This window comes from Pseudoalteromonas sp. J010 (assembly GCF_003934235.1).
Lineage (GTDB): Bacteria > Pseudomonadota > Gammaproteobacteria > Enterobacterales > Alteromonadaceae > Pseudoalteromonas > Pseudoalteromonas peptidolytica.
The window spans coordinates 1-12,509 of record NZ_RDBW01000012.1; the positions used below are offsets into that span (position 1 = coordinate 1).

Sequence of the window (12,509 nt, forward strand, 5' to 3'; positions counted from 1 at the left end):
GCTTTGGCCATTGGCGCGACTTTTAAAGTCAGTTGTGTGTCGACGATTTCTGGCACCGTGACGTTATCAACCGCTGCTGCTATTTCTTGAATTTGTGCTTCGCTCCAACCGCCACTTTGGTCAATGCCGGCGATGGCTTGRGCAATTTCTGTCTGGTAGGCGTCWGTGACACTGRSTTGYAAAGCATTGAGGTCATCGGCAAGGGCGGCTTTAGCCATTGGCGCGACTTTTAAAGTCAGTTGTGTGTCGACGATTTCTGGCACCGTGACGTTATCAACCGCYGCWGCTATTTCTTGAATTTGTGCTTCGCTCCAACCGCCACTTTGGTCAATGCCGGCGATGGCTTGAGCGATTTCTGYCTGGTAGGCGTCRGTGACACTGGCTTGYAAAGCATTGAGGTCGTCGGCAAGGGCRGCTTTGGCCATTGGCGCGACTTTTAAAGTCAGTTGTGTGTCGACGATTTCTGGCACCGTGACGTTATCAACCGCTGCTGCTATTTCTTGAATTTGTGCGTCGCTCCAACCGCCACTTTGGTCAATGCCGGCAATGGCTTGGGCAATTTCTGTCTGGTAGGCGTCAGTGACACTGKCTTGCAAAGCATTGAGGTCGTCGGCAAGGGCAGCTTTGGCCATTGGCGCGACTTTTAAATTCAGTTGTGTGTCGACGATTTCTGGCACCGTGACGTTATCCACTGTCGCGGCAATTTCTTGAATTTGTGCTTCGCTCCAACTGCCACTTTGGTCAATGCCCGCGATGGCTTGGGCAATTTCTGTCTGATAGGCGTCGGTGACACTGGCTTGCAAAGCATTGAGGTCGTCGGCAAGGGCGGCTTTAGCCATTGGCGCAACTTTTAAGTTCAGTTGCGTGTCGACGATTTCTGGCACCGTGACGTTATCCACTGTCGCGGCAATTTCTTGAATTTGCGCTTCGGTCCAACTGTTACCTTGATCGATGCTTTCAATGGCTCGAGCGATTGCGGTTGTATAATCATTTGTGATTGATTGTGCAAACGCCGCTAAGTCATCTTGAATTGCAGAGGACACAGCTGGCGCTACCTGAACCTCTAACGCAGTACTGACTTGTTGTTCAACTCTAGGAAATACGTATTCATCAGAAAAATAAGCTAATTTTTCGCCAAGCGATATATCAATAAAATAATCAATAGCATCTGGTAGTATTTGGTTGAGCCTAGCTTCAACTACTTGCTCAGCTGTGTACTCTAAGCTTAGGTTTATTAAACGATAGGTTTCGTCTATATAGTTTTTTACATCGCCAACAAGCGCGGGAGTTTTAAGGAGCTCAGGCTCTGGAAAATTGGCTAAATTGTCTATCGAAGATAGAGATAACGCGTTGTGAATAACAGGGCTTTGGGCAAATTGAGTTGGATTGACGCCTGAAAAAGTAACATGTCCTTTGTACTCAATATTTGCGGTAGGGCTTAGTATCTGGTTAAAAAAATTATTTACATACTGTTTAACGCTATACGCGTTGACCGCGTATTTGGCATTTTCGAGTGCACCTAAATCAACATCAAGGTTGAAAATAACGGTATTGTGATAGGTTTGGGTTCCAAAATATTCTTGATCTTGCTCTTTAAGCTGCTTTGTTGCTGACGCGATTAATGCAGCTCGTTCCTCTTGCAAAATTTGAGAACTTAGATTCCCGTAATCTAGCGTGGTCATCTCGCAAACTCTCACTCAACTTTGCGTCTTAGTGACGCATGCTCATAAACAAAGGCGGCAATCTATACTTGCCACCTTTCCAGCGCCTACTTACTTAACCTCGAGGGCTTGTAGGGTAGAGCTTACGTAGTTCACAAAGCTCAAGGTCATGTCGATAACAGCAAGAATTGCTATATTCGATTTCCCAATCGGTCAGTGTTTTTTCTGTTGCAAAGAAAAAACGACGATTTTCAAATTTTTCTAGGCTACAACCTTGCATTTTCATGAACGCAGCTAGCCCTAAACGGTGTGTTGAGATCACCATATCAAACTCCTAATTAATCATTTTCGCTATTTGTCTCACTCACAGCTAGCATTCGCGTTTACCATCACCATGGGCCGTAGTCTCTAGCGTGCACTTTTGGATGCTCGCGTTACACCACTGCTCTAACATCTGGCGGTGGTTTGAACGCCTTCAAATCTCATCGATACAGAATGTAGATACCGTAGATCGGACGTTCTGTATCTGCGGGGTCTTTGCTTTGAGGCATCGATAGTTTTGCTCGTAACGAACTTGCACCATTGGGTATGTCAATTGGCGTGTCTTGAGCAACGACATACCAACTGTCTGTGTTATCAAGAGACACTTTTACAATTTGATCTTCATACGATGGGATGGTCGTAATCAAAAGTTGATGGGCTTTTCCATCTGGTTGACTGTCACTGGTGATGTTTACACTATTGGTGACCAGCTCTGCGTTACTTTGATTAATATGCATGACCGCATCATATGGTCTTATTGTACAATTATGGCTTTCTTGCCCGTTTACTTCATTACCCTCTTTAAAGGTGAGTAGGTTTAAATAAGGTAAACCTGAAGTCAGTGACAAGTGAGTTGAATAGCTGACGACGACATAAGGCCGCTGCAACAGCTCTCTTTTACGTAATGAACTCTCTAAAAATTCTTTATCAATCAGTGTTTTACTGTTGAATTTTAATGTTCCGTATTGATCCGTACGAAAACCGTCTAACACATCTAGGTTACTATGACGGTGATCGCGACTGCCTGTTTTAACGGGAACAGTTATCGTCTTTCTATGTATGGTCATCTTTAAATGATATCCAACTTACAAGTCTCATTCTCTACTATTGTACAATTTTAGCTAATTCTAAGGCGATAGTCACTGCTGAAAAATACCTAGAATTGCATATTTATTGCAGTATGAAGGCTTTTGTACTGCCTCCCAATACATTACTAATTGTGTACAATAACATATCCGTTGAAAGCACGTTTCATTGACGCCCCAGCACTAGGGTTATAGATAAACCTCAGGGTAATATGATCACCGCCCTTGGTGAAAATAACGCCTTTGTTAAACGCTTCCCAAGTTGTGCCGCCATCTAAACTGTATTCGATGTTCAGGCCTTCAGTGTCGGGTAGCATTGCGATATGAACTGCGTTCCCGTTTGCAGCATCAAGCAAATGATGGGTTACCGTCGTCAAAACCGGCGCACGGCGTCCCCCTGCAGACATATCAACCTTATAGGGAGTGTGATCAATACCAGAAGAACTATCAATATTGATCCCCTCGGTTGTTTGAAAATCATCAATGATAGCATAAGCGAGATCGTACTTTTGGGCTGCAAAACTTGCGTACGCTCTAAGTAACATGGCGTTGGTATTGCCATTACCACTTGGAATAATGTGGTTGAGCGAATCAGGATCACCAATTTTCCCTGTGGTTTGCGGTGTCGATGCTGCAACTTTTTTAACGTTAGGGTGACGTTCTCGCGCTGCTAGCTTTGCGTATAAAGCTTCTAATTCTGAAAGTATGGGATACTTTATACTAACACCCGCTTTGAGTTGCATGGGGCTAACGAGGCTGTTGTAGGTCATTAGCATCCACCAATACTCGGTATGGCCATACAAGCGGTATGAAATTAATGGCGGGTTGCCCTCATCTTCAACGATTAAATACGTACCGGCCATCGGCAGCTTTTTTATCGCTGCAAACATATATGAATCTAAGACATCATATACACCGCCCTGTTTTCCTGTTTGTTCGGTACGGTGCTTAAAGGGCATGAATTTTTCAGCTGAGTAACGGCGCTCTGTTTCTCTTTGTATGTCAATATAAAACATGCGTTATTCCTCTAAAACTAACCAACCAAAGTCAACCGTGATCTGTATCGGGTCGTCACTGGGGTTGGCGATGTGCCAATAGAGTTTGTTATTTGGGAACTCATCTTTGTTGATGAGTGTCGGGTAGCGGTTATTACCCCAGACAGTGCCGAGTGTGTCCCATACCGCGCCCTCATAACTTAAGTAATTTGGGTAAGCTAAAAACTCAAAAGGATTTGGGTCAGAAAAGTCTTTTTTACCAAATATCCTGATCAAGCATGGCGCGCTGACCTCAAGCTTGGTGAGCGTGATTGATTGGCCCATTTTGACGCTTAGGCTTTCAAACTGTTTTGGCGCTATGACTCCTGAGGTGAGTATATCTTCACGACGATATGCGGCACCACCGCCACCGCCGCCCTTGAGGATTTTAAAGTCGTTCAATAATGCCATGACAGGCCTCTGTGTTTCACGTTGTGGCTTCTAGACAAAAAGGGGCGGCTCACTCAGTGAGACGCCCCAGTTGTTGCGTTGCTCGGGGCTTTATTTAGAAAGCCATTGCACGTAAGTTTGATACTACCGGTCGGTTAAGTGCCGAGCCATTAAGTACTAACTTTATTTGCGTTGAGGTATGCTCAAAGTTCTCTTTCGTGTAGGTATACTCAGTTCTGTCTATACCAAGCGCTTTTTCATCAGGGGATGTCATTTCAATCCAAGTGATGTTACTGGCACTTGGATCCACAGCGTAAAATACTTGTACGCTTGCATCACCTTTAAATTGGCCTTCAAAGGTAACTCGCAACGTTGACTCGGCAGCGCCAGTCATAAAGGTACGTGTACAGTAGAGGGCTTTAGATGCTTGTGAGCCAATCATCATCAGCGCTTCTGGCCACATTAATGGTGATCTATAGTGACTGTCTGACGATAGACGCGCAGAAACATTAACTTTACCCGTAAATGAATTAGGCAAGCGGAACGGCACATTCTCGTCGAGTTCGTAGGTGACATTCTCTTCCGTCGTGAAGTTGATCTTAATATTTGATTTATCAGAAGGACGAATTGCACCACCTGCTACCATTAAATCAGACAATTTTTCAACTTCGAACTCGCCAAAATTAATCTCTTTTTCCAAAGAGGTAAATTCAGCTCTGAGTAAGCGGAATGTTAAATCTGCTTTTTGGTGTGGCGTCCAAGTTGTTGCGTTGGATGACGATAACATGACACCAATTTGGTAAGCTTGCTCCGTGATCACTTTTTGCTTCTCGTTGACACCGCCTAGCTCCGCAATCGCCATTTCGTGGTCAGCATCATCGGTCAATACGACAAAAGCATACTCCTGGCCCGCTTCAATATAAGTTGGGTCAAAAGTCAGACGTGTCCAGCCATAATCCTCAGGTTTGCTATAAGATTGCGGTTTACCATCGATCAGGGGATCTTCTTTAGAAGCATAAAGTCCACTGTCGTATTCAATTAACTCATCAGCATTTACCCGTACTTCAGCTAAGGTTTTATCTGGAATACCAACAGTCGTATTACGTAATTGCAGCACGAGTTGCTTAGCACCGCGTTTAGTAATTTTAATATCGACCCCTGAGATAAAGTGGCTCTCATTAAGTGTGAAGGTTTGTGCTAATGGATCCCAGCGTTGGAAACCTCCAGAGAACTTAGTTTGCCACTCCTCTGTTGTAATGGTGCCTTTACCCGTGAATGACGCTTCTGCTTCAGTTGGCTCGCTGCCACCAATACCTGTGCCTTTCACTGTTACTGCTTTTCGACCTGCAGGGTACGTCTCTTTTGGGATCTTAAACTTACCTTTGAGTACGCCAGAAGCGTCTGCAATCGTCGGGGTACTGCCATCAATAGAGACAACTGGCAATACGTCACCATCAAAGGTTAAGGCTTGAATTCCTTCCCCTTCCAGCATGCCTTCTAGTGTAAATTCGACGTCCAGCTCCCGTAAAAACTCAGCGGCACGAGAAGTTGAGCCTACTTTTTGTGAAGTTACATTACCTCTAAACTTAAAGCCATATACCCCATGGTTTACAACAGTACTATTAAGCGGTGGACCATCTTTTAGTTCTATTTTACTTTCTGTCCAAATATCAACGGCAGGGATAAGCGTCATTTTTGCCGGAATAGGTTTAAACGCCGAGTAAGGATTCACCTTCATACTCCCCGTTTTTTCAACCTGCTCGACAGGACGTCCCTTATCAATGAGTACCGTATGCTGATAATCAAGAGTCCATGGTTTGGTTTCTTTAGATGTATTTAAAGAGTTTGGTTTCATATTGATAGGCAGCACAAGCTCTTCACGAGCAGGATTTATTTGTGCTATTTGTTCAATACCATCCACTTTATTGCTTGTTAGATCCGATTCCAGACCTCGGTCACGCATGTCGTCATCCAGCATAGGATCAACGAATAATCCATGAGTGGCTGATGGTGCTTGGCGACTTGTATCATTTTTTAAGCGCTCTAATGACACCAAATCGTATAAGTCAACAATACTTTGCTGCATCTTATTTAGATCGCTCATATGTACTACTTTTACACCATCACGCTTAACATCTGGTTCTTCCCACCAAGTGTGATAAATTTCAGCAAGAGATAGCACGTTGTCAGGCAGCGCTGGAGATGCTGGTTTGGCGAAAGGTGATGATACACCACGTTTCATTATCAACTCACCATCTTTGTTTAAATACAAACGGTCGATTCTAGGTACGCGCCATTGGTAGTCGATCTGAACTTCTGTACCAGGCACTAGGCTTGTTTCGAGGCCATCTGGAGTTTCATCAGTTGTAAATGATTTTTGGATCTCTATTGCTTTACGGTCACCGGAAATACTCACTGCATGGGTGATCTCTTCATTGTGATTTAGGTCAACATAATACGAATCCTGAGGACCAGGAACACCGTCAACAGAACGCCATTTTATCGTCGAGTTACTTTCTTGGTTACCTAGAAAGTCCCAATGTGTACCTTCTTCAAAGATAACTTCGCTTTCGCCAGAACCAATGTATATCTTTTCAATTGAAGTAACAGCACTTACACCAAGCTGGTCAATACCTTCAGTAGTACGGATTATTTTTTTGTTGCGTAAACTCACTTCACCATAAACAACTTCAATTTGATATACAGGACCAAAGTCTAGGTCTAGTCGGTTTGTATTCTTATCGGGATCATTGTTTGGGTGAAAAGCTATTCTTTCACCTTGCGTCAGGTAAGTAACTGCATTGTTTTTGAAGCGGCTACGTTTATCGTGGCGTAAATCAATTTCTCTGCCGCCGACATGGGCACGACCACTTGAGATAACAAATGTTGTTGAATCTTTCAGTGGGTCGGTGAGATCACCATCTACATCGGTATTAAACTCATGTAAGCGCACATCAAGGCCATTTACGGCATAATCACCATGGGCATCCACATCATAGCGCACAATTTGTGCGACTAACTCTTTGGCTTCATCGGATAGTAGTGCTTCCTCTTCCAGTAGTTTACCGTTAGAAACCGTATAGACAGGGTAGAAGTCACCCACATTATCTTGCACATAATCGAGTCCCCACTTAACTGACGCGTCTGGAGAAGTAAGCTCTGAGCCACCGACATTCTCAGCGCCTGAATTATCAACCCAGACACCAAATTTAAAGGTAGCATTGTGGCTCGCTGAAATTGGCTCAGCAGTTTGCGGCACGTATAGCACGGCACCGTTGATATAGATTGCAGCAGCATCGGCGCGTAGCTTAATATCATCGCCAATCGGCTGTGACACATGCAATGAACCGCCAGAGAGTAATTGGCCGTTACGTAGTAGCGCGTTACCTAGACCCTTAACCCACTGGGCAATAGCAGAGATTAATTTAGGGTGGGCGTCGGCATCCATGTTATGGTCATCAATATCGAGTGTATTTTCATATTTAAACTCAAATAACTCTGAGATATTAATGTTGGTTAGTGTTACCACAAGGCGCAGTGAAATTGAGCCTTCAAAATAATACGTTAAGGCGTTTGAAGGTTGACCAAGCGCCAGTAGAAACGGTTCTTCAGCTGGAATGTTATCGTCTTCGCTGACGCTACCATAAAGATAAACTTCACCGATATCCATATCTTCTGTAGTTGCATTCGGAGGAATATTACAGACGAATTCGATAGAGTTTTCACTGATCACACGTCGTGATGTTATGGGGGCTTCATACCAAGTTTCGTTGGTAGACTCGCCATCGCGTGACGAATTTAAATCACCTTTTGTTGCACTGATAGCAAAATGTGTTGGGTTAATGTTCCAACCTTGTTGGTTGGCTGCGTTAATCGTCTTTGATAGACCTTCGTTCGTTATGACGCCAATAACTGCCATTTCAATTTTCCTTTATACAAGTCTCATTCGGATGTGTGTGAGTTAAACTACGGTCACACGTAAAGGGCGTACGCGCGGTACATCATTTGCGGTACCTTCAAGTTCTAGCTTAATGCGTATAGTTTCACCCGAGATATCATTTAATTCGTAGCGTCGCTCGCTAAAACCACCGCCCAGCGACATTTGCTCTACTAGTGGCAGTTCCAGCCATTGTGAACCCGTTGAGTAGTACGCTGTCACTTTTGAGTCCAGGCCTGTCGCAGCATCAAATCCAACACGAACATCGACATGCTCGCCTAAGCTGATGTGACGGGTGATATAAATACCTTTTTCTTTTACACCAGCACCCACCATAGTAATCGGTGCCAGAACTTGTGGAGTTTTACCTTTGGTGCCTGATAGCTCCACCTTGACCTTCGCACGACCTGTTACCTTCTCGCCTAGGGTGATTAATGAGCCTTCTTTCAAGCGCACTTCACGGTTGCTCGGCAAGGTCATCACGAGGTTAACGTCGGTTTCTGCATCTTGGCGCATGGCGTTAAACTGTGTTTGCACCAGATCTGCTTCATACAAATCAAACTCGCCCAAGTTATAGCTTCTTGTGGTTGAGGTAAACTCAGCTTCATGCAGCGTAAAACGTAGGTCGGTTTTTTGATGCGGCGTCCAAGTCACGGCATTACTTGAGCTCAATAGCACACCAATTTGAAATGGTTGCGCTGTTACCCATGCGTCAGCTCTTTCGTCATAGTCGCCTAATGTGGCCACTTCAACTTCATAGTTCGGATCATCAGACATCAGCACAATACAGTATTCAACACCACGCTCTAACAGCACAGGGTCAAAGGTAATGCGTGTTGCAGTGTTGTTTTGTGTGGTGATCGTATGAGCTTCAACACGTGTGCGACGTAATACAGTTTGTGTCGGAATGCCGTTTTCTGTCGTGCGTATGTCCACCGTTAGTGCGGTTTCACCTACTTTGGTAAACCAGACATCGGCTGCAGCTAGATACAATGTACGATCAAAAGTAAATGTTTGTGCTAATGGGTCGTAGCGCGTAATTTGTGTGAGTGATGTGGTGATCACATCTTGTACTTGAGTAACCTCAGCTTGCCCGTGTCCGGTAAAGGTCGTCGCTGCGCTGCTATTTTTGTTACCTTCCACTGTTACATCATAGGTACCCGCGGGCACATTTGATGGAATTTGGAATGAGCCGCGTACAGCCCCGTTGTGATCTGCTATCAATGTGTTAGACATGTCTCATTCTCTCTTTATTAGCCTAAGTTGCCATGGTTTGTGTGGCTGATAACCTCAGCACGGTTTTGTTGGCTAAATGAACCCAGGCCCCATGAACAAGGACGTCTAAATACCGCTAGGCGGGAGTCCTTACTTAAATCAATCAGATATTTAGATGACGCTTTTAGCTCACTTTCTCCAGCCTCGCTAGTCCAACATTCAATGATGTCACCTTGACGGCGCACGCGGACTAACATCCCTTCAGGGAATGCTGACCAAGCCGCCCCATTATTGTTACGTACATCGGTATTTTTTGAGCGAGAAATCTCAGTGGCATCGGCTGAGCGATAATCTTTAATAATGGCCCAGCGCAAATCGTTCTCGCCTTTGTCTTGGTTTCGAACAGCACTGAGGGTATGCTCTTTACCGTCAACTTTGATCCGAGCAATAACGATACCCATGCGGTCATTGTCGTTATCAAGGCCTGTGAAACGGGCGGTTACATCAAAGTTATCAAATGTATTGGTTGAAAGCAGCATTGCCCAAGAGGTTGAATTAAATCGATATTGAAGATGGCCGTTCGATACAGACCACGCAGAACTTTCATTACCAACTTGCCCATTAGTAGAAGGGTTGCTGCGCTCCCAGTTAAGGATTGCATGCTGTGCGCCTTCAAACAGTGGGCGTGTATCTAATCGTCTGTTGTCGCCAATTAGCAGTGTTTTGTCAACCGCTGGGAGGCCGTATTCACCAACAGAATCTGTTACATCTTTGCTCCCAAAGCGAATATTTCTTACCGCTTCACCTGGCTTAAAGCCTTGCAGGTCAAAGCTAACGCGCAGACTACGTAAGTTAGGCAAATCTTCGACACGCATGGTCGTGGATGAGCTCACATTTCGAGAATTAGTGACTGTGGCAACACTACCACTACCAAAACGCTGTCTGAAATCAGAGGCGCGCATACGTTGACGCGACGCAATGACGGTACGACTAATGGAAGTTCTTAGGTTTGTTTGTACTGTCCAATTATCGATCGCCGGAGAAATTGTCAGCTTCGGTGGAATTGGGTCAAATGCCGCATATGGATTGACCTTCATGGCCCCTGTACTGGCATTTTGAGAGACAATTTCTTTTAAAGTATACGGTAAGCAGGCTAGACCCTGTGGTGCATCTTCTTGGCTGATTGACTTGGTATCTATGGTATTAACATCAAATGCCAAGGTGAGCTCTTGGTTCTGTGCATCGACCATTGCGGTTTGTGTAGCGCCACCATCACGATAGTCATCGCTGATGAATGGGTCAACAAACATACCTTTTGTAGTACGTGGATCGTCCGAGTTCGCAAGGCGTTCAACGCGCTCAACGGCCAACATATCGAACAGTTGTGAAATATGGTTGCGCATTTCGTTTAATTCGGACGCTTTGAGTGCCACCACGCCTGAGTCTTCGATCTGAGGGTTAACTCCCGCAGTCCAATGGTGGCGAATTTCAGCAAGCTGTAGGGCGCCGGCCGGTACTGCTGGGGTAGTCAATGAACGAGTGTCCCCTTTGCCTTTAACGCGTTCTATTTGCCCTGTGCGGTTTAAGATAACCAAGTCTTTTCTTGGTAGCAGCGTTTCATAACTGACTAAGAAATGGGAATCTTCGACCGCATCTTGCAATGTAAAACCGGCTGCACTGATGTCGTTGGTGGGCACTGTTTTTGTTTTGGTAAATTGGACTTCGATGAAATAGTGCTCATCCATCGTAGGCGCTTGAGTTCCACTTCTAGACCAGTCTATAAAAGATCCAGATATGTCAAAGTGTACGCCTTCACGGTATTGTCGGCCGTCACCATATACGGCGATTATTTTAGTGGGGTTTTCTACAACAAAGTCACGTGTAGCGCTAAATTGGCCTCTTAGCACTCGGAATACTTGCTGTTTGGTGTAATCAACCCTAATAGGCTTATCAGTTGCAACGGGTTGCTCAAAAAGAGATACACTCATAATCCCCTTAGCATCAGGCTTAAATGTATGTCGCTCGGCAGCAACCGGCGCGGTATCAGGGTCAAAGTACTCTTTTATCTCAACGGTTTTATGTTGTTTTATTTCTGTGCCGTCGATATGGGCTTTGCCTTCAGAAACTTGAATAACATAAGAACTATCGTCGGTTTCGGTTATTGTTGCTTTTAGACCATTGACCACATAAGAGCCATTAGCATCTCTGTCATAACGAACAATGGCGCTAGACACTGGCTCTTGTACAATTTCACCTTTTACAACCGTTTTGAGATAACCATCTTCGACAACATGAATTTCATAGTAACGTGTGCCAGCGCTTTGATGGCGAGTGCCCCATTTTAGCGTTTTCTCTTGTGTGTCTGTATCGGTTGAGAGCCAAACACCCACTCCCATCACGCCACTCAAAGGTATGATCACTTCGCCCGCAGGCACCGTGTAAAGTACGCCCTTGTGGTAAAAACGCGCTGAATCTACTTTGCATCGTCCTGTTGCACGATCAATATACATAGAGCCACCACTGGCAAGCTGACCATCCACTAGGATAGTTTCACCCAGCGCTTTAATTTGATCGGTGAGCGTGCCGAATAATTCTTGGTGAGCGGTTGCATCGGTGTTATGTTCTTCAATCGAGCGATGGCCTGTGTATTTAAATTCAAATACTTGTGATGCTTGAATATTGGSAAGCGTGACGTGCATGCGCAGCGTGATAGAGCCATCTTTAAAATAAGTGACGTTATCGCTTGGGTGACCGATCGCCAGCAAAAACTCCGACCCTTCGTCTGGATTTTCACCGAACAGGTAAATCTCTTTTATGTGCTGATCTGTTTCGGTTACCTGTGGAGGTATTGTACAAACAAACTGAATGGTATTTTCAGAAACCACAGTTTGATCTGTGATGTGTGCGTCATACCAAGTGACATTTGTATCAGTTCGCTTTGCACTCAACTCCCCGTCTTGTGCCGAAATACCAAACCGTGTTGGGAAAATCGACCAGCCTTGGTTCGATGATGCCTTTACAGCTTCGGCAAGACCTTTATTGGTCACAATGCCTGTTATAGCCATGGAATAATCCCCTCAATTTTCATTTTGGTGGCGTTTGGGATAGGCCACCTACAAGTCTCAAGACATAAGTCTGTGTTAAT

At 44.8% G+C, this 12,509-nt stretch carries 8 protein-coding genes; all 8 read right to left on the reverse strand.

Features of this window, described 5'->3' with window-relative positions; all coding sequences use genetic code 11:
- Window positions 1-1,682: hypothetical protein (locus EAG18_RS08045; protein ID WP_148098522.1), on the reverse strand; the 1,682-nt coding region annotated here is incomplete at its 3' end.
- Window positions 1,683-1,776: 94 nt separating this feature from the next.
- Window positions 1,777-1,986, reverse strand: a complete 210-nt coding sequence (locus EAG18_RS08050) for a hypothetical protein (protein WP_125251867.1) — start codon at window positions 1,984-1,986, stop codon at window positions 1,777-1,779.
- A 157-nt stretch (window positions 1,987-2,143) separates the two neighbouring features.
- Entirely contained in the window at window positions 2,144-2,770 is a 627-nt protein-coding gene (locus tag EAG18_RS08055) for a hypothetical protein (protein WP_125251868.1), read from the reverse strand.
- A 146-nt stretch (window positions 2,771-2,916) separates the two neighbouring features.
- Window positions 2,917-3,804 (reverse strand): hypothetical protein, encoded by an 888-nt coding sequence (locus EAG18_RS08060; protein ID WP_125251869.1) that lies wholly within the window; start codon window positions 3,802-3,804, stop codon window positions 2,917-2,919.
- A 3-nt stretch (window positions 3,805-3,807) separates the two neighbouring features.
- Window positions 3,808-4,233 (reverse strand): hypothetical protein, encoded by a 426-nt coding sequence (locus EAG18_RS08065; RefSeq protein WP_125251870.1) that lies wholly within the window; start codon window positions 4,231-4,233, stop codon window positions 3,808-3,810.
- Window positions 4,234-4,327: 94 nt separating this feature from the next.
- A complete protein-coding gene (locus EAG18_RS08070) occupies window positions 4,328-8,131 on the reverse strand; it encodes a DUF4815 domain-containing protein (protein WP_125251871.1) in 3,804 nt (1,267 codons plus the stop codon).
- 42 nt (window positions 8,132-8,173) lie between these two features.
- Entirely contained in the window at window positions 8,174-9,385 is a 1,212-nt protein-coding gene (locus EAG18_RS08075) for a hypothetical protein (RefSeq protein WP_125251872.1), read from the reverse strand.
- 17 nt (window positions 9,386-9,402) lie between these two features.
- A complete protein-coding gene (locus EAG18_RS08080; RefSeq protein ID WP_125251873.1) occupies window positions 9,403-12,429 on the reverse strand; it encodes a DUF4815 domain-containing protein in 3,027 nt (1,008 codons plus the stop codon).
- Between the last annotated feature and the right edge of the window lie 80 nt (window positions 12,430-12,509).